This window comes from Soonwooa sp. (genome assembly GCF_032062245.1).
Taxonomy (GTDB): Bacteria; Bacteroidota; Bacteroidia; order Flavobacteriales; family Weeksellaceae; genus Soonwooa.
Window position 1 is genome coordinate 38120 of record NZ_DAMBQF010000015.1, and the last position, 21089, is coordinate 59208.

Sequence of the window (21089 nt, forward strand, 5' to 3'; positions counted from 1 at the left end):
AGCGCTATCTTTCGTTTTAGAGTCATCTATTGTACAAGGCTAAGATAATAGCCAAAGCCAGAACGCGTATGGATCAATTTAACAGGGAAATCTTTATCGATTTTCTTTCTTAAAAAATTAATGTAAACTTCTACAGTATTGGTATTCGTACTAAAATTATGCTCCCACACTTGTTCGGTTATCTGCTGCTTAGACACTGTGCGACCTTGCGCTTCTGCTAAGAAAACCAAAAGTTGAAATTCTTTAACTGTTAAGTTAATTTCTTGATTTCCGCGAAAAACTTTGTGATCAGCTTTGTTAATCTTAAGATCACCAATTATGATGACATCTTCAGAAGGCGTATCCGTAGACACTTTTCTACGCAACAAAGAGTTAATGCGCAGTAACAATTCTTCAAACTGAAAAGGCTTAACTAGATAATCGTCCGCCAAACGGCTATAAGCATCTTTTTTATCTGATAAATCCCCGTAAGCAGACAAGATAATGATAGGCGTTGTTTTGTCGTAAGAACGTATCGTCTCGCAGACTTCTAGCCCATTAATTTTAGGAACATTAATGTCTAGAAGAAAAAAATCATAATGTTGCATTTTGGCTTGATCTAAAAATGCTTCGCCATCATAGACCTTATCACAAGTAAAATCGTTAGCTGTCAAAAACTTAGCAAGCTCTTCTGATAACACCAAGTCATCTTCGAGAATTAATACCTTCATCCAAAAAATTTTTCTGAAAATTAACGAAAAATAAAGACATAAAAAAAATCCTAGTATTATTTTAGGATTTTGATTAGTTTAAATCTTCACTAAAAACGCAAACCTTTTTTAAAGGTTTTGTAGTGGTGTGAATATAGTGTGAAAATTAGGTTACCAATTGTCATTTTTTTCAATTCCTTTTGCAATATAATTTGACAAATCCCCATTCATAGAATTATAGTATTTTGGGACAAGCCTAAATAATTTTTCGACTGATGATCTAACCGATTTATCTTTTTTATAATACGTCTTATCTTTGAAATCTATTTCCATATATTCAACCCCACCACCAAATCTTGGAACCAACATTGATGTACTTAAAACATCAAATTTATATCTGCCATCTTTAAATGATAATTCAACAACAGACTTCACTGTATAACAATTGAATAAAAGTTGGTTTTTATCATTTTGGCAAAAATAATTTTTATCAACTGTTTCAAATCTTATGTAGTCGTTAACAATATCGCCTTTAGTTACAAAGTCAGGATTTTTAAAAGTTCTTTCAATCCACTCTTTTGATTTACTATAAATTTCACTTTGTTTTTTTTCAGGAACATTTGTAATCACGAAATCTGTCAATCCTTCCTCTTGGTTAATTGTAAATTGCCCAAAGACAAACCCCGACACGATCATAAATGTAAGTAGTAAATATTTTTTCATATAATTTAGATTTTAACGTATAACAAAATAACTTCTTCTGGATTATCCGAATCTGTTATCAAAAATAAAATATATTAATTTTTCTCCTTCATATTGAAGTTGGTAAGTCCTACTTATACCTTCATTATCTATTCCTATTACACTATAAACACCTTGCTTATCTTTTTCTATTTTTTCTATTTGTAAAGGATAGGTATTGCCATTCATTTCCAAAGCTAATGAGCCTTGATTTTTATAATATGCTAAATTCAACTCTGAAAACTGGTCTATTGTTTTACCGCTTTTTGTTTTCAAATTAAAAAATGAGAACTGGTTAAATTTTTTACTCACAAATAATTCTGATACTTTTTCCTGACTAAAAATGCCAATTGAAGATAGTATAAGAAAAAATAGTATAGACTTTTTCATTTTATATTGTTTGTAGATATGATTTTAAATATGGCATGCAATTCCCACTACTTCTGTTTTAGTTTGTAATATATCTTAATCTAATTTCAATAATCATTTTTGCTTCATGCATGTGATATAGTGTATGTAAAAAAAAATTATTTAGTAATCTTTTATATACATTTTACAAAGTAAAAGTAATAAAATTAAGAAGAAAGAGCAAAACAAAAAAACCGCTATAAAAGCGGTTTGTATAGAGAGCCAACAATGAGATTTGAACTCACGACCTCTTCCTTACCAAGGAAGCGCTCTACCCCTGAGCTATGTCGGCTTGGATAAAAAAAAATCACATTCCAGAAGAGGTTTGTGATTTTAGTTGAGCGGAAGACGGGGGTCGAACCCGCGACATTCAGCTTGGAAGGCTGACGCTCTACCAACTGAGCTACTTCCGCAATTTTGTTTCCAAAAATGTTGGTAACGGGAGCAAATTTAAAAATTAAATTTTGAATTTGCAAAATTAAAAAAACGTGGGGAGAGCAGGATTCGAACCTGCGAAGCCGAAGCAACTGAGTTACAGTCAGTCCCATTTGACCGCTCTGGAATCTCCCCAGTATTTTCAATAGAGCCTCCAGAGGGATTCGAACCCACGACCCCGAGATTACAAATCACGTGCTCTGGCCAACTGAGCTATGGAGGCATTTACTATTTAAGAACTCTTATCTTGCTGTGGTTAAGCGGTTGCAAATATAAAACTTATTTTCTTATTTCCAAAAACTTTTTCAAGTTTTTTTTTAATTTTTATTTTTTTGTGACTTTTTGCAAAGCCTTATAAAAACTGAGGATTTCAAAAAACTTTCGTTCTGTTTTGCGAGTGCAAATATAACGTAGTTTTATTGAAATCCCCAAATTTTTTATTAAGTTTTTTCAAACTTTTTTCTAAGCCATTTCTTTTCTCTTGATTAACAATTTCTTAGCGGTGTCCGCACAAAGATCAAGACTTTCTTCAAAGCTAGCGCAAGTCTTCTTAACAACGATATCGTCGCCCGGAATTTTTACGATAAGCTCGGTAGTTTTATTTTCTTTGTTCGAAGTATTTTCTACTTTTAAGAATACTTGACACTCGACAATTTTGTCATAAAACGTATCTAATTTGTTTAATTTGTTTTCAATTCTTTCTTCTAATGGTTCGTGAGGTGTCAACCCCATTGCCTGAACTGTGATTTTCATAACAACATTTTTTTTGAAAATTAATATTATGGATGTGATGGTGTATCACATTCTTCCTATTTCTTTAGCGCTCTTGGGTGCGCTTTGTTAAAGACCTTCTTCAATTCTTCTATATTAGCTTCGGTATAGACTTGTGTTGAGGCTAAACTGGAATGTCCCAAGATTTTTTTTACTTTAGAAATTTCAGCGCCGTTGTTCAAAACATGTGTAGCAAAGCTATGTCTAAGAATATGCGGACTTCTCTTTTCTTTTGTAGTAACAAGACTAAGGTACTTATTTACCACAGAATAAACAAATCTTTCACCGAGTTTTTTGCCCTTTTTGTTAACAAAAAAATATCTTTTATTTTCTTCATCAGGATGACGCACTTCGGCATAATTTTGGAGGTCACGATGCAATCTCTCTGAAATAGGAACTACGCGCTGCTTATTTCCTTTACCAATAATCTTAAATTCGGATTTGCTAAAGTCTACGTTTTCAAAAAGGAGATTGCAAAGTTCTGCCTTTCTCATCCCCGTTTGATACAAAGTCTCTATAATCAATTTTTCTAATAAAGACATGGCTGACTTGTTTTCAGTCTTCTCCTGCAACATAGTCATCTCATCTTGAGAAAAGGCTTGTTGCTTTTCTGCATAGAACTTAAGGGAAGAGATACTTTCCATCGGTGAGATTGTAATCTCGCCAATTCTGAGTAAATAAACATAAAATCCACGTAAGGATGAGAGCTTTCGGTTGATACTTCGTTTGCTAAGCTTATTCTCGCTAAGCTGTACTATAAAATTACGAATTACCTTCTTGTTAATGCCGCGAAGATCTGCGGTGGCTTCGGTTTCTAAAACAAAGGAAGCAAAGTCTTCTAAGTCTTTTTGATAAGATGTTATGGTGTGCGCGGAATATCGCTTTTCGATACGGATGTAATCCAAAAATTTTTCTAACATCGACAGAATGGGTTAGGTATAAAACAAAAAATCACTCTCAAATATACGAATTCGAGAGTGATTGTATGATTAGCTAAAAAGAATATTAAGCTTGTTCTTCTTTGCTTTGTAGTCTTTGTTTATGAGCTGCTTTTGCTAAAGCTTGTCTGTTAGTTACAGAAGGCTTGATAAATTGTTGTCTTGCTCTTAGTTTACGAACAACACCTGTTTTATCAAATTTTCTTTTGTACTTTTTTAAAGCTCTGTCGATAGACTCTCCGTCTTTTACTGGAATTATTAACATATTTTACATCTCATTTTGAGTTGCAAAAATAGAACTATTTTTTGAATCTGCAAATTTTATTTTCTTTTTTTGAAGAATTATTATCAAATCTACGGATCTCGCGTGAGCGATGTTAGCGAAAATCCTTTGGCTTGGCGCGAGGCGGCGGAGCGTAGCGGAGGCGGCGGAGCGTAGCGGAGCCGTCCGAGCGTCAAGCTAAAGATTGTAGCGGACGTAGCGACCCGAGCGAGGAAATTGAGGTGCGCAGCGAAGCAAGCACCAAAAGTTACCGAGCAAAGGGACACGCCATAAAAAAACTCCCAACAGAATCGGGAGTTAATTGTTTATGCTTTGATGTACATTGCTTTTTTGATTTCAGCTTTTACAGTTTCTAGTTTCGGGAACCATTCTGCAAATAATGCCGCTGAATATGGTGCAGGCGCATCTGGCGTCGTAATTCTCTTAATTGGAGCATCCAAATAATCGAAAGCTTTTTGCTGAACCATATAAGTTATTTCTGAAGCGACAGAACCAAACGGCCAAGCTTCTTCTAAAATCACCAATCTGTTTGTCTTTTTAACCGAAGCCAAAACAGTGTCGTAATCCAAAGGTCTAACTGTTCTAAGGTCGATAACCTCAACAGAAATGCCTTCTTTTTCTAAATCGGCTGCAGCTTGCATCGCCAACTTCATGATTTTACCAAAAGAAACTAAAGTCAGATCTTTACCTTCTTTTTTGATATCGGCTTTCCCAATCGGGATATAATATTCTTCTTCTGGAATTTCCATTTTGTCGCCATACATCTGCTCTGACTCCATGAAAATAACTGGATCGTTATCCTGAATTGCTGTTTTCAAAAGCCCTTTCGCATCGTAAGGGTTAGACGGTACAATTACCTTAAGCCCCGGACAGTTAGCATACCAACTTTCGAAAGCTTGCGAGTGCGTCGCCCCTAACTGACCTGCTGAAGCTGTTGGTCCACGGAAAACGATTGGCACATTCCACTGTCCACCGCTCATCTGGAACATTTTTGCAGCGTTGTTGATGATCTGGTCAATAGCAACCATCGAGAAGTTAAAGGTCATGAATTCTACGATTGGGCGATTCCCATTCATAGCTGATCCAACTGCGATACCAGAAAAACCTAGCTCTGCGATTGGCGCATCGATGATTCTTTTAGCTCCAAATTCGTCCAACATACCTTTAGAAGCTTTGTAAGCTCCGTTATATTCTGCAACCTCCTCTCCTACTAAGTATATGGATTCGTCCTTGCGCATCTCCTCGCTCATAGCTTGAGCAATGACTTCACGAAAAGTATATTCTTTCATTTATTGAAAAATTTTAGAGTACAAAAGTAAGATTTTTTTATTATTTGCATAGCATAAAAAAGCAAGCTCCTAAGAACTTGCTTTTTTTGATATTAAATTTTAACTAATATTAGTCTACTTTGTACCAAGTTTGGGTTCTTCCGATAAGAGAGATTCCCATGTAACCTCTTACATTAAGCTTGTCTCCATCTTTAGTAATTGTACACTTGTAAGTTTTACCGTTTTTAGGATCTGTGATTGTCCCTGCAGTAAATTCGTTACCGTCTTTTGATAGTCCACGGATAACTTCCATACCCAAAATTGGTTTTCCTTTGCGATCATCTTTACAACCTGTACAATTAGGATCCGATGGTTTAATCAATAACTGAACAACTTTTCCGTAATATTTACCATCTGACTTTTTAAAAATCTCAACATAAGATTTCGCTTTTCCTGTTTCGTCATCGATAGTTTTCCATTTTCCTTCGATTTGAGCGAAAGACATTGCACTAATGAATATTGTTGCAAACGCAAGCATGTATTTTTTCATAATTTTAAATTTATTAACAATGTTATGATATAAAGAAGTTGTTAAAGTTAAATTAACATTCGATAAAAATAAATAAATATTCTATACCAACAAGTATTTTTCCATTAATGATTCAAAAAGTAATATGCATCTAATACAACTTTTTGTTAATCACACGATTCATATAATCTTGATACCAAGCTTTTACCTTCATCATATCCAATTCTTGCTGCTTAGATTTTGGTTTGTTAATTTGATTATTGGCCAATCCTAAATCGGTGTTATCATAGATTCCGGTTACTTCTTTACCATTAAAAGTATAAATAAAATCCCGAATAATCATTTGCTCTTGGATAGAATCAGAATTCACAATAATGCTCGGTTCCTTTTTATCAGAAACCAAACTTCTTCCCCAACTTCGGATTGGCTTATTGTATCCCATCAAATCTGCTAAAGTTGGATAAATGTCTATCTGCTGAACAAAATCTTTATTGACACCTTGAAGATTATATTTCGGGTTTGGAGAATAAAACAACAACGGAATTGCAAAGCGATTCATTGTTTTTTGATATTCTGGATAATGTATCATATTGGTATGATCCGCCGTAATAACAAAAATAGTGTTTTGGTACCAAGGTTTTTTAGAAGCGGTTTCAAAAAACTTTTTGAGAGACATATCCGTGTATTGAATAGGTTCATGTATCGCCAAAGGTCCTTTTTTGAATTTCCCTTTATATTGTTCTGGAATCTTAAAAGGATCATGTGACGAAGCTGTGAAAATCGTTGACAAAAAAGGTTGTTGTTTCCCGATATTACTTGCGAAATACTGGAAAAATGGCTCATCCCAAATTGACCAAATCCCATCAAAATCTTTATCATTATTATATTCGTCTTTTCCGAAATAATGTTTGAAACCCAAAATATTTCCAAAACCTAAAAAGCCCATCGAACCATTTGGTGCACCATGATAAAAACTCGTGTCGTAACCCAAATCATTAGCAACAGAAACAATCGACTGAATTTTTTGGTTAGAATATGGCGACGACGTAAAAGCATCCGTCAAACTCGGAATCCCCGCTAACACAGAACTCATCCCATGTATCGACTGGCGACCATTAGCAAAAGCATTAGTGAAGATCAAACTATGTTGCGCCAAACTGTCAACAAAAGGCGTATACGACACATAATCTTTAATTTTTGTTTCTTTATTAAATGCTCCAGAATATTCTTTTCCCAAGCTTTCAACAATAAAAATGACAACATTAGGTCGCGATTCAACTTGTCGATCATAATGTTTATAAGGTTGAATTTCCTTTTCGATAAAGGATTCATCAACGAAATGAACAATTTTAAAACTGTTCGTATTTATCGTTCTAAAAAACGAAAAAACACTATTAAGAACAACATTGGCTAAAGTTGGATTCTTGACGTGCTTGTTTGCGTCCACCAAATTAATCGGTCGCGTACTATGTCTAAAATCGCCACGAATACCACCAACAACCAAAACCGCTGTTCCACACAATATCAAAATACTCGAAATAAAATACACCACTAAATTCTGTGATTTTCGATAGTGGACTTTAACGCGTTTGTATAAAAACACCCAAAGCGCCATACATAACACAAAACTTATCAAAACCATGGGATTCTGAATAGTTGAATTCAAAAAAACCTTGGCTAAATTACTTTCGTGCTCAACAACAGAAAGTACCGAAGATGTCAAACGCGATTGACTGAATCTGAAATAAACAAAATCTCCAAAATTAAAAGAAAATGCAATCCCATTTGTGATAAAATACCACCAAAATAAAAACTTTTGATATCCGGCTTTAGAATTAACAATAATTGGTATTAAACTCAACAATATAAATACCGAATTGACATACAAAATCGCGGTCGTATCGAAAGCTGTCCCATGATAAGCTATTTTAAAATAATCACCGACGCTATCGATTTTTAGCAAGTCTCGGTTAAAAAACCAAAACAAAAATCTCGCAATTTGATAAAAAAAGTAAACCAAAAAAAGGCGATACATCAGGATTAAAAACTCCTGCCATCTTATTTCTTTCATATTGCAAAAATACATTTTTTACATGTTCAGTAAGTATTTCCTGACTTTTCTTCTTACAAATTGTCATTGCCCAATATCAATATTTTGTACTTTTGTGCTATGAACTTCATTAAAAATAATCTTGCCAATGCCTTTACGCTTGGCAACTTGTTCTCTGGCTGCGTCGGGATCATCCATTTGTTGAACAACGACTACCAGACCACTGCGCTCTGCATTATCATTTCGTTGGTTTTGGATTTCTTCGATGGATTTGTTGCACGAGCGCTTAAATCTAATAGCAATCTTGGCGTCCAATTGGATTCTTTGGCCGATATGGTAAGTTTCGGATTTTTACCAGGCGTTGTCCTTTACAAATTTTTAGAAGTTTACGGCAACACCGCATTTGGCATCGATTTCCCTTTTGAATTAAAATATTTAGGCTTTTTTGTAACGCTTTTCTCATGTTTGCGATTAGCTATTTTCAATCTTGACGAAGACCAAAAATATTATTTCAAAGGCCTTAATACGCCAACTAATAGCGTTTTCCTTTTTGGATTATATTATATCGCTCAACAAAACTCAACCTCAGGATTTTTTAATGCTGAACAATTAAAAAATCTGCTATCACCAGCAGTTTTATTAATATTGACGGCACTTTGTAGTTGGCTTTTGATAAGTCCAATTAAGATGATTTCGATGAAGTTTAAATCCATGAAATTAGAAGACAATTATCCAAAAGTTGCATTATTAATTGGTGGTATTATTTTATTAATAGCTTTAGGCGTTAATGCAATTCCGCTATTGGTTGTGTATTATATTTTGATTTCTTTGGTATTTCAGAAACAGCTTAAATAGTTAAATTAAATTTGAGATTTGAAGTTCAACATTTGACATTCATAAATCTTAAATAAAAAATCGTAAATCTTAAATAAACAAAAATGAATTTAAAACTGCATAAACCGCTTTGTGTTTTCGATCTCGAAACAACAGGCACCAACGTATCGACAGACAGAATTGTAGAAATTTCGATTCTAAAAGTTAATCCCCACGCATCCAAAGAAACCAAAACTTGGCTTGTAAATCCCGGCATGCCGATTCCAGAACCTGCGAGTTTGGTACACGGCATCTACGACAAAGACGTGATGAATGCGCCAATCTTTAAAGATATCGCACCCAAAGTTTTAGAAATGATAAAAGATTCAGACTTGGGAGGATTCAACTCCAATCGTTTTGACATTCCTGTTTTGGCGGAAGAATTATTGCGTGCTGGGATGGATTTCGATATAACAAAACATAAATTTGTTGATGCGCAAACAATTTTCTTTAAAAAAGAACCTCGTAATCTTGCCGCAGCTTATCAATTCTATTGTGGAAAAACTTTAGAAAATGCACACTCTGCCGAAGCGGATACTTTGGCAACTTTTGAAGTTCTGGATGCGCAAATCGGCAAATACGATGATCTTCCGAATGATATTTTGGGTCTAAGTGAATATTCTTATCATCAAAAAAACGCGGATTTAGCAGGTTTTATCGGTTTTAATGACAAGAATGAAGAAATCTTCAATTTCGGAAAATACAAAGGACAAACTGTGAAAAGTGTCTTCCAAAAAGATCACGGTTATTATGGCTGGCTTCAAAACGCTGACTTCCCGTTGTACACGAAGAAAATCTGGACAAAAATTCAATTAATGAGCAAGTTTTAATCTTGCTTTTTTATTTTAATTAAACTTAAAATCAAAACATGAAAATCATTTGCATAGGTCGCAACTATTCCGAACACGCTAAAGAACTTGGCAACGAAGTCCCTGAAAATCCAGTAATTTTTATTAAACCTGATACAGCGGTTCTAAAAAAAGATTCCGATTTCTACATCCCAGAATTTAGTCAGGATGTTCATTATGAATTGGAAGTTGTTGCGAAAATCTCAAAAGGCGGAAAATACATCCAAAAAGAAAACGCCAACAAACATTATGACGAAATTGGTTTGGGCATTGACTTCACCGCACGCGATTTACAAAGCGAACTAAAAGCAAAAGGACTTCCTTGGGAACTTGCGAAAGGATTTGATGGATCGGCTGTCGTTACAGATTTCTTTAACAAAAGCGATTATGATTTATCATCATTGAATTTTTCTTTGACAAAAAACGGCGAAAAAGTCCAAACCGGAAATACGCGTGATATGATTTTTGATATCGATAGTATTATCGCTTTTGCATCGCAATATTTCACGTTGAGAGTTGGTGATTTAATCTTTACGGGAACGCCAAAAGGTGTAGGCAAAGTTGAGGAAAATGACATTCTTGAAGGCTTTTTAGAAGATAAGAAACTTTTATCATTACGCATTCAGTAGAACTTTAATTTAGAATTCTTATCTTTATAAAAGAAAAAAAGATTGATTTAAAGTTAATATTAGTGAATTATTAATTCCGAATTAACATCATATCTTTAAGATAATCATTAACCTGAAAATTATAGTCATGAAAAATATTATCCTTCCCATTGACTTTTCTGATAGCACAGAAAAACTTGTAGATTATGCCATTTCTTTCGCAAAAGATGTTAATGCTAAAATCCACCTTATCCACGTAAGTCCGACTGACATTGGATTTGTAATAAGCGACATGGGTTACCAATACTTCCCAGAAGTTGAGGAAAACGAATTAAAATACGAGCTGAAAGAACTCAACAGACTCGAGCAATATATTATTGCTCACGATGTTGACGCATCACACATCTTAAAACAAGGCAACGCATCGGAAGTGATTATGGATTATGTTACTGAAAAAGCTGGAGATTATATCGTGATGGGATCACACGGCAGAAGCGGAATCTACGATGTTTTTGTTGGATCGTTAACTAAAGATTTGACTAAAAATGCCAACATCCCAGTTGTTGTAGTCCCTTGTAGAAGAGAAAAATAAGAACATTATTTTTTAATAAAATAAAGCCCACATTATGATAATGTGGGCTTATATTTAATATAATCAATTTATTTAACCTTCGTTCTTGTAAAGTTTTGGATCGTAGTAAGGGAATTTACCTTCTGTTTCAGAATGATACTCTTTATCCTTATCACCACCTAAAGTAACTACCAAAATATAGCACCAATAAATGAAAAATCCAGATGCTACGATAAATAGTACCCAGTTTAGGAAATTACCTGCAAAATCAAAGAACCCGAAAGTCCACTTGAAAACACTACTTAAGAATAACCAGAAAGATGTCATTGCTCTTCTTTTTTTAAATTAACTTTGCACAAATTTATAAAAAATGTTTCGATTACTTTCTAAAGAAAGCAATATTTTTTCTATTCCTGTTTACATTGGATTTTTACTGTTAATCATCATTGCATTTAACGCCGTGGATATCAACAGGTTGGATGCCATATCTGCGGTTATTACATTTGCTGGAATTTCGTTGGGATATTTTTTATTTAACAAGCTAGATCTCACATATCAGACGCATTTGCCGTTGTTCTTATACACATTTTTTGTATTTGCATTCTATCCAGGTGACCTCAGCATCGGTCTAGCAGTCACCTTGTTAATTAACTCGTTTTTACTTTTAATTTTAACCTCAACCAGCGACAAGCTGCGCAAAGGATCATATCTTTTAGTAGGTGCATTATTGTGCGTTAATTATCTTTTTCTACCGATATTTTGGCCGATGATATTTTTTGTTATCATCCATGTTTTTGTAACATCAGGAAAAGCTTTTGCTAATTTATTTAGATTAATTTTCGGTGCAATGTTGGTTCTAATCGCTTACTTCAGTGTGATGTATTGGATTGACTATAGAAGTTGGGATCCCGATTATTTACCGTTTACAAAAGAGTTTAAACTTGTTGATAAATTCACGAATTTGCTATTTATAAGCCCGATAATACTTATGGTAATCTATGGTATTATGGACCATTTTAAACATTTTAATGAAAAAAGTCCCACCAGTAAATACAAATACACATTTTTACTACTTTTTTCTTTAGCATTATTAATATCCGTAATTTTGTACATGGGAACTAATTACAAAATGCTTTTGGTTTTAGCACTTCCCGTGACAATTATCCTAAGCCGAATGTTAAAATTTCTTCCCAAATATTGGATGCAAGAAGTTGGCGTTTGGTTAATTTTGGTGTCATTATTTATTTTTAAAATAGCACCATTTATATTTCATATTTAGACATGATTCAGTTAGAAGATAAATTAATTTCTGAAGATATTTTTTCTGAAGAATTTGTATGTAACCTTTCCAAATGTAAAGGTGCATGTTGTGTAGATGGCGATACAGGCGCGCCTTTGGACGAAGACGAACTTCCGATCCTAAAAGAGATTTTCCCAAAAATAAAACCTTATCTAAGACCCGAAGGCATCAAAGCGATTGAAGAACAAGGTACGCATGTTATCGATAGCGAAGGCGATTTAGTAACAACTTTGGTCAACAATTCGGAGTGCGCTTATGTTATTTTTGACGAAAAAGGTTGGACAAAATGCGGTATCGAAAAAGCTTATGAAGACGGTGTTATCGACTGGAAAAAACCAATCTCTTGCCACCTTTACCCAATACGTGTAACCAATTACAGAACCTTCACAGCGCTTAACTACCACGAATGGCCAATTTGTGATGATGCTTGTACGCTTGGGAAAGAATTAAAAGTAAAAATCTATCAATTCTTAAAAGAGCCTTTAACAAGAAAATACGGCGCTGAATTCTATCAAGATCTAAGCAATGCTGCCGAAGAATGGGAAAGAGAATATAATTCTTAAGAATTTTTAAAATAAAAGAAGTGCTATAAGCCGGATTCTGTGCCCTCCTAGGAGGGCGCTTGTTATTTATCTGATTTGCAAATTGCTTTGCAACTTTAGCTGCTTACCCCTCGCCAACGACCGAGCCGACCTTAACTGGCGATATACTTAGCATTGCACCACATAGAGTTTACCTGGTTTCACTACAGCCGAACTGTACTTGCTTTCTGTTGCACTTGTCCTACGCTCACGCGTGACGGATGTTATCCGCTATGTTGCTCTTTGGTGTCCGGACTTTCCTACCTTCTCGAGAGAAAATCAACAAGCCGCACTTCTTTTATGCTGCAAAATTATCGTTTTCTGAAACAAGTTCAGATATTTTTTTTAAATAAATAGCATCGCTAAAGCTAATACCAAACCAATTGCAGTGAAAATCATCCCACGTTTGAAAGCTTTGGTCTTAGGATTAAACATCCAAAAACTCGAAATTACAAAGAAGAACAATGAAATTCCAAAGAAAGTATTGAGCGGCGACAATGTATCTTTGGATTGCGACTTGTGCAGTTTTGTCATTTTATCTAAAACGAAAGGCAATTCTTTTTTAGAATATTTAGCTTCACCCGTTGCGATATTATAAGTCCCTTGTTTGAAGTACATCATGCCGTTTTCAGTCTTATCAACTTCAAAACCTTTGATTTTTATTACTTTACCAAGTGCTTTTTCATCAAGATTAGCCTCGAATTTCTTTTCGTATTTAACTTCTTTTTTAAGAAAATCGGTATCGCGATAGACCAACAAAATCCCGCTAATGGCATACACCGTCATTATTCCTGCTAAAAAATAGCCCAAATAACGGTGTACAATTCTCATGAAGGTTTTGGTGTTTTTAATCTTATCCATTCTGTATTTATTTTTTTATTTGAAAACCCAAAAAGTGGAAGCTAATAAGCCTCCACTTTTTGATATGAAAAATTTAATTCTAGTAAATATTATAATTTGTATGTCAAAGTAACATAATAATTTCTAGGTGCAATAGGATTAACCGAATAATTCTCATGAACATTGTAATTAACCACATCGAACAGGTTGTTAACTTTCGCTTGGATCATGAATTTCTTCCACTCATAACCAGCAGAGAAAGATACTGTTGTGTAATCTTTAAGATCCATCATTCGAGAAACATCTTTTCTATTAACAGTTGTAGATTTAGAATCATTCCATCCAGCAATACGATCACCGATGTAATAAGCTCCAGCACCTAATCTAAGTCCTTTTAGCGTATTTTCGAATTTATAAAATACTGACAAATTAGCTGTTGTTGCAGGCGTTCTTACCAATCTTTGGTTTTCAACATATCCTTTTTCCGGTGTGTCTAGATACACAGAGTTGTTATAAGAAAAACCTCCAATAATAGATAAGTTTTGTGTAGGATTACCAGTAATATCTAACTCCACTCCACGGCTTCTCATTTTACCAGCTTCTTCTTTTAATAGTGAATCTGCGGCATTTTGAGCAGGAGTTGCAGGCTTGCTAGGATTTAAAAACCAGAATGTTTGGTAATAATTATTATAATTAATTTGGTATAAACTTAAATTAATAGCAACAGCATTGTTCCAGAAATTCTTTTTAGCACCAATCTCATATTGATCTACAGTTGTCGGTTTGATAGCTTGTTTTGGAAGTTTATTCAATGCTATATTTATATCGTCTGCACTTTGAGAAAAATCAACAGTATTGATTTGATCTGACGTATAACCAGCATTAGTTGCAAACGAATTGGTATAAGTTGCGAAAACAGACAAATCATCATTTGGCATATACACAATACCTAATTTTGGAGAAAATGCTTGATCTGAAGTTGACGAATTTTTAGTAAAAGTCTTTGTACCGCTTGCAAATACAGTGTTAATAGTCGGCATATTCTCAATATATGACCATCTTAGACCTGCAATAACTTTCCATTGGTTAGTAAGACTAATAAAATCCTGAACATATGCACCAACGCGTCTAGTTCTTGATCTATTGTTTTGATTAAGCGTCGCTGTTGGCTTATCAATATCTGTATTACCCCATGTTGATGCATCATCTAAATAAAGAATTCTGTTAGGCGTATTTGTTAAATTGTAAGTGTAAGAATCTGCTTGATTATAATCTGCATCAGCACCAATTAACACTTTGTGTCCAATACTTCCGGTATTAAATTCACCATTAATATTAGCTTGCACAGAACCATAATTTTGCTCCGCATAAGCTTTATTAAATGGCATTTTCCAAGATAATCTAGTAGCTGCATCTGATGCATAGCTCCATGCTACTCTTTCTGTTGAGAAGTAATCTTTTGTATAGTTTTGATAAGTACCAATAACATTTAAAGTCCACTTTTCGCTTAACTGATGATTAAATGTAACATTGGTTGATGTTTGTTGTACATTTTGATACTGCCAATCAGTACCGAAAAAAGTATTTCTTGGTATCCAATCGATCAATTTGTATCCACCATTTCTTTCTGTAATCGATCCAATTCCGAAGTCTGGCGTAGAATCGTTTTTAAGATAATCAGCTTCAACAATTAATTGTGATCTTTCTCCTAAATTAAATATAAACGACGGGTTGAAATAAAATTTTTCTGAATGAACAACATCACGGAAACTATCTGCATACTCGTAAGCACCATTCACACGAAAAGCAACATTCTTAGACAAAGGTCCATAAACATCGATAGTTGGCTTATAAGTATTCCAACTACCAACACTTGCCGAAGCACTTCCTCCGAAATGGAAACGAGGTTTTTTTGTAATTAAGTTAATAACACCTCCAGCAGCCGTATTACCAAACATCATTGCATTAGCACCTTTCAGCACCTCAACTCTTTCTAAACCGCTAACCTCTGGGAAAACACCACTATTCATTCTACCTCCATTTTTGAAGATATTATCATTTCCTAATTGGAAACCACGACCTCCAAAACTGTCTTGCGAATTACCACGAGAAGAAGTAATATATACACCGTTAACGTTTTGCAAAACATCGCTTAACTGCTTAGACTGTTGCTGCTCAATAATCTCGTGCGTTACAATCGCTACGGGTTGAGGCGTTTCCATCATAGTCAAGTTAGACTTCGACGACAAAGGTTTTGCTTTGTTAGGATTACCAGTTTTATGAAGAAGCACGTCTTCAATCTGTTGAATCTTCACTGTATCACTTACCGCTTCATATTTCATTTGACTGAAAACCAATCCTGAAATTGCGATTAAACCGAGGCTAAATATTTTCTTGTTCACGTTATATTTATTTAGAAAGATTTAAAATAACGATGCGAATTTATAAATATTTAACATTTCTGCAAATTTATTTTTAATAATTCTAAATAAACGATCAATAAAAAAGTCTAACTAATTGATTTAGCCAGACTTAAGTTAATATGACATTTCTCAACTTTCTTAAAATCTAGAAAATAAGTGAAAATTTAGTTTCTAAAATCCTGCATATCCAGTTTTAGAGAAAAGAAATTTGAATAAAAATTAGACCCGCCAATTCCAGAATTTGTAATGGCGTAATCTAAAGTCAGACCTTTGTATTTTATACCGATACCAGCGCTCGGTTGGAAGGACATTTTTCGTTTTAAGCTTTCGATGTCTGTAATATTACTAAATTGGTTAACTCCCAATCTCACAAAAATCATATCTTGAAAAGTAAGTTCGGCACCAGCATAAGGCGTAATACTCGCAAAATCGGTCGAAATCAAAGAAGGTGTTTTAGCAAAATCAACATTAATTCCAGCTTCGGGAAGAAGTTTCAGATCACGATTAATCTCGAAAAGTCGGCTTGCTCCAACATTAAGCTTTGGCATCGTAATTTCCATTTTATCTTTTGGCGCAGGGTTAAACTCTTCTCCATTAACAACTGTTGATAACTCTTTCTGATTAACTGTCCAGAAGTTAACTGTTGTTGTTGCATCGCGCAACATGGCACCATAATTCCAGCCAGATTCGCTTTTATAGATTGCACCAAGGTCAAACCCGAATCCATAACCACTCGCAAATTTACCAACATTACGGTAGACAATTTTGACATTAGCACCCAAACTTAATCTTTGATTGCCCGCAGGATAAAAAGCGTAAGACAAAATTGCTGCATAATCTGCCGTCGAGAAAGAGGATATTTTATCATAATCGATGTTCCCTTCCGGATCGATCATTTGCGTCGTATTAAGAATATTATCTACGCCAAGACGCACTAACGAAATCCCAAAAACTCCACTTTCTACAGATTTTGCAAAAGCAACGTAATCGTATTTAGCAATAGACTCAAAATATTCTGCGTGCATTGCAGATGCTTGCCAATCTCGGTCTATACCATTAAGTCCAGCAGGATTCCACATTGGCGCATAGACATCTTCTTGGTTAGATATAACCGCGCCGCCCATCCCGAGACCACGTGCACCAGCTCCAATATTTAAAAATTCATTAGAATATTTTCTAATAATCTGAGCTTCTACTAAACTAAGCGCCAACAGGCATATAAAAAATAAATATTTTTTCATTAATCAACGATCTTATTGGCTTCCAGCAATTCTGCGGTTTTCTTCCCTTTAGATTTTATTAAACCATTAACGACAATGGACAAAATCATCACAGCTGAGGCGATATAAAAAATCGGACTCATATGTTCTGACGATCCAAAGATAAAAAAAGCTAAAATAATCCCATAGACTGGTTCTAGATTAACCGTTAATATTAATGTAAATGGCGAAATATACTTCATTAGCTTGATACTTTCGAACATTGGATATGCTGTGAAAACACTTGCTAATAAAATTACTAACGCATAATCATGCAAACTTATTTCATGCGCAAAAGATAATTGTCCTGTTAACAAGAAAACCGCCGAAATGACAAGCCATCCTCCAAAGATTTCATAAAAAATAATATTGCCCGAAGATGTTTTACCAAACATTTTACCATTAAGAACTGAGAAAATAGTTCCGCAAAGCGCACAAAGTATTCCATAGAAAATCCCAAGCTTATATTTAAACTCCGCATTGAAAATCAAAAAAATACAAGCAACAATGACAACACCAATAAGAATCTCAACCCAATCCACTTTTCGTTTAAAAATAATAGGTTCGATAACTGCCGCAAACAAAGTCGACAATGACAAGCACGACAATGCAATCGATACATTCGACACTTTAATGGATTCAAAAAAGAAAAACCAATGTGCAGCCATCACACTTCCAATGGCTACTAAACGGAGCAAAGTTTTTCTATCAATTTTTAAACTTTCCTTTTTAAAAAACCTTAAATAGATAAATAAAAAAAATGCTGTGAAAAGCATTCTGTAAAAGACTAATGACGAAGCATCTATCTGAATTAACTTTCCTAAAATTGCGGTGAATCCCCACAAAAAAACTATTAAATGTAATCGAAATAAATGCGAACTGAACATTATGAAAACGGGCTTTTAAAATTTAATACAAACTTATGCATAATAAACTTATTTTTGCAAAAATAAAAGAATGGAATTTTTACAAATTTTCACCTCTGTAGATGCGCTCATTGCACTACTGACCCTAACATTTTTGGAGATTATCTTAGGGATTGACAATATCATTTTTATCTCCATTGTCACCGGAAAACTTCCTCCCGAAAAACGCAAACGTGCCACAAGAATTGGACTTTTTTTAGCGATGTTCATGAGAATCGCTTTATTATTCGGGATTACATGGCTTATCGCGATGAAGACAACACTTTTCGGATTCGATTGGGGATGGTTTCGTGCAGATTTTACTGGTCAAGCGCTGATATTATTAGCTGGAGGTATTTTCTTAATCTATAAAAGTACAAAAGAAATCCACGAAAAAGTTGACGCCAAAGGCGAGCAAGAAAGAGAATTAGCAACCGGATCTGGCGCAAAATCTTTCGGAAATATTATTTTTCAGATTTTGTTAATCGACTTGGTATTCTCGGTTGACAGTATTTTGACGGCAGTTGGGATGACAAATGGCTTACACGGCGCACTTCCGATTATGATAACGGCCGTTGTAATTTCGGTTGGTGTTATGATGTTATTTGCGGTGCCTGTTGGTAATTTCGTTAATCAAAATCCATCGATCCAAATTCTTGGATTGGCTTTTTTAATTCTAATCGGTTTTATGCTGATCACAGAAAGTATGCATTTGTCAGGTGCTGTATTAGGCGGACAAGAAGTTGGTGCTGTACCAAAAGGTTATCTGTATTTTGCAATTTTCTTCTCGCTGGTCGTAGAATTCTTAAATATGAGAATGCGTAAAAAGAAAGTTTAATCTATAAAAATAAAATCCCCACCTCGATTGAAGTGGGGATTTTTGGTTAATTAGTTTTTAAAAATGTTTTCTAGGCTATTAGTTTCTGTGTCAAAATTAGACATTGATTTTAACAAAAATTTAAGTAAAAACCCCTCAATTTTAAAATGAGGGGTTTTTACTATTTTATTGAAGTGGCAATTCTTCGAGTTTTACAATATTCTTCTGTAACGCATAGACAACCAAACCAGTAACATTCTTAACACCGATTTTTGCAAACAATCTCGACTTGTGACCTTCTACCGTTTTTTGAGAAATAAACAAAGTTTCGCCGATTTCTTTTGCTGTGCGTTGTTGGCAAAGCTGCCTGATGATTTCTATTTCTCGATCCGAAATGCTTTCGTCAGATTCTAAAATCGGTTTTGGAGAACGACTAGATATTTGATCGCGCAAAGCTTCAACTTGATCAGGTTTAAAATAAAAACCAGTCACCGCAACTTGTTTTATAACATTAACCAAATCAAATGGCGACATCCCTTTCGGAATAAATGCCGAAACGCCTTCCTTAACCATAAAACCCACCGAATTATCTTGGTAGTGACTGGAAATAACGATAATCTTTAAATCAAAATTTTTGACCTTAATATGACGAAGTACTTCGAGACCGTCGATTGTTTTCATTTTTAAATCCAAAAGAAGAACATCAATCTCTGCGCCCGCTTCTAGATGCTGAAGCAATTGGTAACCGTCTGTAGTTTCGAAAACAACGTCCAGTTGCAGATCTTGCTCGAGAAAACTTTTCAAAAGACTTACGATAAGATAATCGTCATCTACTATTGCTATGCGAAATTTTTCCATAAGACATATCAAATATAAAGCGTGTACCTTTATCTTGTTTGGTTCTAAATTTATATTTTGCGTTAAGCTGATTCGCTCTCAAATCGATATTTTGAAGTCCAATACCCTTTCCTTCAGTTTTAGAAAAACCGACGCCATCATTTTGTAAAACAAACGAAATTCGATCTTTTTTAATCCTAATGATCATTTTAATCTCACTAGCTTTTGCGTGTTTGTGGATATTATTAAGAAGCTCTTGCAAAATCCTGACAATTTGCAATTTCGTATTTTTATCAACTACTAAATCATCATCTGCTACAATGTAGAATTTAACAATATAGATACTTTCCCAACTTTCTAAAACACTTCGAATAACATCTGCCAAAGTTTTATTTTCATACAAAGGTGGCGCGAGGTCATGCGAAATTCTACGTGACTCATCAATTGTATTTCCTAAGAGATGATCCTATTCTTTAGAATCTGTTCCTATGGCGGACTTCAACCGAATGATGGTTAATTTACTAATAATATTATCGTGCAGATCTGCAGCAATCCGCTCTCTCTCTTTTTCTTGCGCTTCGAGACTGACATTGAGAAGTTTTTTCTCATGTTCCAAAGTTTTATGATGTTCGGCTTCCTTACTTTTTAAAAGACGATGATAAGAAATATAAATAACGCTAACGGTTGTCACCACCAACAAGACAATCACTATAAGAATAAATATAATAATTAACAGAAAATTGCTTGGATCTTGCCAGTAGTTCATAACAAAAATTAAAATCGAAATTTACACAGTTAATTGCAAATTTGATTAGGTAAAAACCCTCTATTTTAAAAATTAGTAATTAGTCTTAAACTTGTTAAAATTCCAGATAAAATAAAACATAAAACAGGCAAATAGGAATTCAAAAATAATAAATGACAGCATAAAATAAACAACACCATTATTTTGTAACGCATTATTTAACAAGAAATTAACAACGATATCATCCAATAACGTAAACGAAAAATAGGTTAATAAGCCGACGCAAAGCAATAAATATTTAAAATTAAAGGCTTCTTCGCCGTTTCAGAAATTTAGTGCAACAAATGTTAAAATAATTAACACAATTTTA

At 34.3% G+C, this 21089-nt stretch carries 24 protein-coding genes, 4 tRNA genes and 1 other RNA gene; 7 read left to right on the forward strand and 22 right to left on the reverse strand.

Annotated features, from left to right (window positions below; translation table 11 throughout):
- Nucleotides 1–26: 26 nt before the first annotated feature.
- The 13 genes from RT037_RS08675 to RT037_RS08735 all read right to left on the reverse strand — a co-directional run bounded on the left by RT037_RS08675 (nt 27) and on the right by RT037_RS08735 (nt 8133).
- A complete protein-coding gene (locus RT037_RS08675) occupies nt 27–710 on the reverse strand; it encodes a response regulator transcription factor (RefSeq protein ID WP_313030067.1) in 684 nt (227 codons plus the stop codon).
- Nucleotides 711–860: 150 nt separating this feature from the next.
- On the reverse strand, nt 861–1412 hold the full coding sequence (locus RT037_RS08680) for a hypothetical protein (protein ID WP_313030069.1): 552 nt from the start codon (nt 1410–1412) through the stop codon (nt 861–863).
- Nucleotides 1413–1454: 42 nt separating this feature from the next.
- Entirely contained in the window at nt 1455–1820 is a 366-nt protein-coding gene (locus RT037_RS08685) for a hypothetical protein (protein WP_313030072.1), read from the reverse strand.
- Nucleotides 1821–2058: 238 nt separating this feature from the next.
- A tRNA-Thr gene (locus tag RT037_RS08690) sits at nt 2059–2130 on the reverse strand.
- A gap of 48 nt (nt 2131–2178) precedes the next feature.
- A tRNA-Gly gene (locus tag RT037_RS08695) sits at nt 2179–2251 on the reverse strand.
- A 76-nt stretch (nt 2252–2327) separates the two neighbouring features.
- A tRNA-Tyr gene (locus tag RT037_RS08700) sits at nt 2328–2408 on the reverse strand.
- Nucleotides 2409–2422: 14 nt separating this feature from the next.
- Nucleotides 2423–2496: transfer RNA gene (locus tag RT037_RS08705), tRNA-Thr, on the reverse strand.
- A gap of 239 nt (nt 2497–2735) precedes the next feature.
- Complete coding sequence (locus RT037_RS08710) at nt 2736–3026, reverse strand: HPF/RaiA family ribosome-associated protein (protein ID WP_313030074.1); 291 nt, start codon at nt 3024–3026, stop codon at nt 2736–2738.
- Between the two features lie 56 nt (nt 3027–3082).
- A complete protein-coding gene (locus tag RT037_RS08715; RefSeq protein WP_313030078.1) occupies nt 3083–3964 on the reverse strand; it encodes a tyrosine-type recombinase/integrase in 882 nt (293 codons plus the stop codon).
- Nucleotides 3965–4049: 85 nt separating this feature from the next.
- Complete coding sequence (gene rpsU, locus RT037_RS08720; RefSeq protein WP_079667281.1) at nt 4050–4247, reverse strand: 30S ribosomal protein S21; 198 nt, start codon at nt 4245–4247, stop codon at nt 4050–4052.
- 323 nt (nt 4248–4570) lie between these two features.
- Nucleotides 4571–5554, reverse strand: a complete 984-nt coding sequence (locus RT037_RS08725) for a pyruvate dehydrogenase complex E1 component subunit beta (RefSeq protein ID WP_313030081.1) — start codon at nt 5552–5554, stop codon at nt 4571–4573.
- A gap of 109 nt (nt 5555–5663) precedes the next feature.
- Nucleotides 5664–6083, reverse strand: coding sequence for a DUF2147 domain-containing protein (locus RT037_RS08730; protein WP_313030083.1), 420 nt, complete (start codon nt 6081–6083; stop codon nt 5664–5666).
- A 130-nt stretch (nt 6084–6213) separates the two neighbouring features.
- On the reverse strand, nt 6214–8133 hold the full coding sequence (locus RT037_RS08735; protein ID WP_313030085.1) for a sulfatase-like hydrolase/transferase: 1920 nt from the start codon (nt 8131–8133) through the stop codon (nt 6214–6216).
- Between the two features lie 99 nt (nt 8134–8232).
- Here RT037_RS08735 and RT037_RS08740 point away from each other — a divergent pair, with 99 nt between their 5' ends.
- The 4 genes from RT037_RS08740 to RT037_RS08755 all read left to right on the forward strand — a co-directional run bounded on the left by RT037_RS08740 (nt 8233) and on the right by RT037_RS08755 (nt 11033).
- Nucleotides 8233–8967, forward strand: a complete 735-nt coding sequence (locus RT037_RS08740; protein WP_313030087.1) for a CDP-alcohol phosphatidyltransferase family protein — start codon at nt 8233–8235, stop codon at nt 8965–8967.
- An 83-nt stretch (nt 8968–9050) separates the two neighbouring features.
- Entirely contained in the window at nt 9051–9815 is a 765-nt protein-coding gene (locus RT037_RS08745; RefSeq protein WP_313030090.1) for a 3'-5' exonuclease, read from the forward strand.
- Between the two features lie 38 nt (nt 9816–9853).
- Nucleotides 9854–10462, forward strand: a complete 609-nt coding sequence (locus RT037_RS08750; protein WP_312323863.1) for a fumarylacetoacetate hydrolase family protein — start codon at nt 9854–9856, stop codon at nt 10460–10462.
- A gap of 127 nt (nt 10463–10589) precedes the next feature.
- Nucleotides 10590–11033 carry a universal stress protein gene (locus RT037_RS08755; RefSeq protein WP_312323862.1) on the forward strand — a complete coding sequence of 148 codons (444 nt, stop codon included), beginning with the start codon at nt 10590–10592 and terminating at the stop codon, nt 11031–11033.
- 72 nt (nt 11034–11105) lie between these two features.
- On the opposite strand, the gene RT037_RS08760 is transcribed toward RT037_RS08755, so the two are convergent.
- Nucleotides 11106–11339: a hypothetical protein gene (locus tag RT037_RS08760; RefSeq protein WP_312323860.1), complete on the reverse strand. Its 234-nt coding sequence runs from the start codon at nt 11337–11339 to the stop codon at nt 11106–11108.
- A 43-nt stretch (nt 11340–11382) separates the two neighbouring features.
- On the opposite strand from RT037_RS08760, the gene RT037_RS08765 reads away from it, so the two are divergent.
- Both RT037_RS08765 and RT037_RS08770 read left to right on the forward strand, forming a co-directional pair.
- Entirely contained in the window at nt 11383–12291 is a 909-nt protein-coding gene (locus tag RT037_RS08765) for a DUF6427 family protein (RefSeq protein WP_313030094.1), read from the forward strand.
- 2 nt (nt 12292–12293) lie between these two features.
- A complete protein-coding gene (locus RT037_RS08770) occupies nt 12294–12875 on the forward strand; it encodes a DUF3109 family protein (RefSeq protein ID WP_079667271.1) in 582 nt (193 codons plus the stop codon).
- A gap of 10 nt (nt 12876–12885) precedes the next feature.
- Here the strand turns inward: RT037_RS08770 and rnpB are convergent.
- The 5 genes from rnpB to RT037_RS08795 form a co-directional block, all read right to left on the reverse strand.
- An RNA gene (gene rnpB / locus RT037_RS08775) (RNase P RNA component class A) lies at nt 12886–13192 on the reverse strand.
- Between the two features lie 46 nt (nt 13193–13238).
- Entirely contained in the window at nt 13239–13754 is a 516-nt protein-coding gene (locus RT037_RS08780; protein ID WP_312323738.1) for a hypothetical protein, read from the reverse strand.
- 89 nt (nt 13755–13843) lie between these two features.
- A complete protein-coding gene (locus RT037_RS08785; protein WP_313030101.1) occupies nt 13844–16135 on the reverse strand; it encodes a TonB-dependent siderophore receptor in 2292 nt (763 codons plus the stop codon).
- 185 nt (nt 16136–16320) lie between these two features.
- On the reverse strand, nt 16321–17397 hold the full coding sequence (locus RT037_RS08790) for a PorV/PorQ family protein (protein ID WP_313030104.1): 1077 nt from the start codon (nt 17395–17397) through the stop codon (nt 16321–16323).
- Complete coding sequence (locus tag RT037_RS08795) at nt 17397–18302, reverse strand: DMT family transporter (protein WP_313030107.1); 906 nt, start codon at nt 18300–18302, stop codon at nt 17397–17399. Before RT037_RS08795 ends, RT037_RS08790 begins: the two co-directional genes overlap by 1 nt.
- 70 nt (nt 18303–18372) lie before the next feature.
- Between RT037_RS08795 and RT037_RS08800 the strand changes: the two genes are divergently transcribed.
- Nucleotides 18373–19158 (forward strand): TerC family protein, encoded by a 786-nt coding sequence (locus tag RT037_RS08800; RefSeq protein WP_313030110.1) that lies wholly within the window; start codon nt 18373–18375, stop codon nt 19156–19158.
- A gap of 165 nt (nt 19159–19323) precedes the next feature.
- Here the strand turns inward: RT037_RS08800 and RT037_RS08805 are convergent, their stop codons facing one another.
- From RT037_RS08805 to RT037_RS08815, 3 genes are all read right to left on the reverse strand, one after another.
- Nucleotides 19324–19995, reverse strand: a complete 672-nt coding sequence (locus RT037_RS08805) for a response regulator transcription factor (protein WP_312322656.1) — start codon at nt 19993–19995, stop codon at nt 19324–19326.
- On the reverse strand, nt 19964–20359 hold the full coding sequence (locus RT037_RS08810; RefSeq protein WP_313030113.1) for an ATP-binding protein: 396 nt from the start codon (nt 20357–20359) through the stop codon (nt 19964–19966). The genes RT037_RS08805 and RT037_RS08810 overlap by 32 nt, the downstream gene beginning before the upstream one ends.
- A gap of 81 nt (nt 20360–20440) precedes the next feature.
- Entirely contained in the window at nt 20441–20740 is a 300-nt protein-coding gene (locus tag RT037_RS08815) for a histidine kinase (protein ID WP_313030114.1), read from the reverse strand.
- Between the last annotated feature and the right edge of the window lie 349 nt (nt 20741–21089).

Excerpts from the sequence above, each read along its gene's own strand:
- rpsU (WP_079667281.1), bottom strand. The coding sequence starts at position 4,247 with ATGTTAATAATTCCAGTAAAAGACGGAGAGTCTATCGACAGAGCTTTA.
- RT037_RS08805 (WP_312322656.1), bottom strand. The coding sequence starts at position 19,995 with ATGGAAAAATTTCGCATAGCAATAGTAGATGACGATTATCTTATCGTA.
- RT037_RS08735 (WP_313030085.1), bottom strand. The coding sequence starts at position 8,133 with ATGAAAGAAATAAGATGGCAGGAGTTTTTAATCCTGATGTATCGCCTT.
- RT037_RS08715 (WP_313030078.1), bottom strand. The coding sequence starts at position 3,964 with ATGTTAGAAAAATTTTTGGATTACATCCGTATCGAAAAGCGATATTCC.
- RT037_RS08800 (WP_313030110.1), top strand. The coding sequence starts at position 18,373 with ATGGAATTTTTACAAATTTTCACCTCTGTAGATGCGCTCATTGCACTA.
- RT037_RS08795 (WP_313030107.1), bottom strand. The coding sequence starts at position 18,302 with ATGTTCAGTTCGCATTTATTTCGATTACATTTAATAGTTTTTTTGTGG.
- RT037_RS08780 (WP_312323738.1), bottom strand. The coding sequence starts at position 13,754 with ATGGATAAGATTAAAAACACCAAAACCTTCATGAGAATTGTACACCGT.
- RT037_RS08685 (WP_313030072.1), bottom strand. The coding sequence starts at position 1,820 with ATGAAAAAGTCTATACTATTTTTTCTTATACTATCTTCAATTGGCATT.
- RT037_RS08745 (WP_313030090.1), top strand. The coding sequence starts at position 9,051 with ATGAATTTAAAACTGCATAAACCGCTTTGTGTTTTCGATCTCGAAACA.
- RT037_RS08675 (WP_313030067.1), bottom strand. The coding sequence starts at position 710 with ATGAAGGTATTAATTCTCGAAGATGACTTGGTGTTATCAGAAGAGCTT.
- RT037_RS08680 (WP_313030069.1), bottom strand. The coding sequence starts at position 1,412 with ATGAAAAAATATTTACTACTTACATTTATGATCGTGTCGGGGTTTGTC.
- RT037_RS08760 (WP_312323860.1), bottom strand. The coding sequence starts at position 11,339 with ATGACATCTTTCTGGTTATTCTTAAGTAGTGTTTTCAAGTGGACTTTC.
- RT037_RS08740 (WP_313030087.1), top strand. The coding sequence starts at position 8,233 with ATGAACTTCATTAAAAATAATCTTGCCAATGCCTTTACGCTTGGCAAC.
- RT037_RS08750 (WP_312323863.1), top strand. The coding sequence starts at position 9,854 with ATGAAAATCATTTGCATAGGTCGCAACTATTCCGAACACGCTAAAGAA.
- RT037_RS08815 (WP_313030114.1), bottom strand. The coding sequence starts at position 20,740 with ATGAACTACTGGCAAGATCCAAGCAATTTTCTGTTAATTATTATATTT.
- RT037_RS08710 (WP_313030074.1), bottom strand. The coding sequence starts at position 3,026 with ATGAAAATCACAGTTCAGGCAATGGGGTTGACACCTCACGAACCATTA.
- RT037_RS08765 (WP_313030094.1), top strand. The coding sequence starts at position 11,383 with ATGTTTCGATTACTTTCTAAAGAAAGCAATATTTTTTCTATTCCTGTT.
- RT037_RS08730 (WP_313030083.1), bottom strand. The coding sequence starts at position 6,083 with ATGAAAAAATACATGCTTGCGTTTGCAACAATATTCATTAGTGCAATG.
- RT037_RS08755 (WP_312323862.1), top strand. The coding sequence starts at position 10,590 with ATGAAAAATATTATCCTTCCCATTGACTTTTCTGATAGCACAGAAAAA.
- RT037_RS08725 (WP_313030081.1), bottom strand. The coding sequence starts at position 5,554 with ATGAAAGAATATACTTTTCGTGAAGTCATTGCTCAAGCTATGAGCGAG.
- RT037_RS08770 (WP_079667271.1), top strand. The coding sequence starts at position 12,294 with ATGATTCAGTTAGAAGATAAATTAATTTCTGAAGATATTTTTTCTGAA.
- RT037_RS08790 (WP_313030104.1), bottom strand. The coding sequence starts at position 17,397 with ATGAAAAAATATTTATTTTTTATATGCCTGTTGGCGCTTAGTTTAGTA.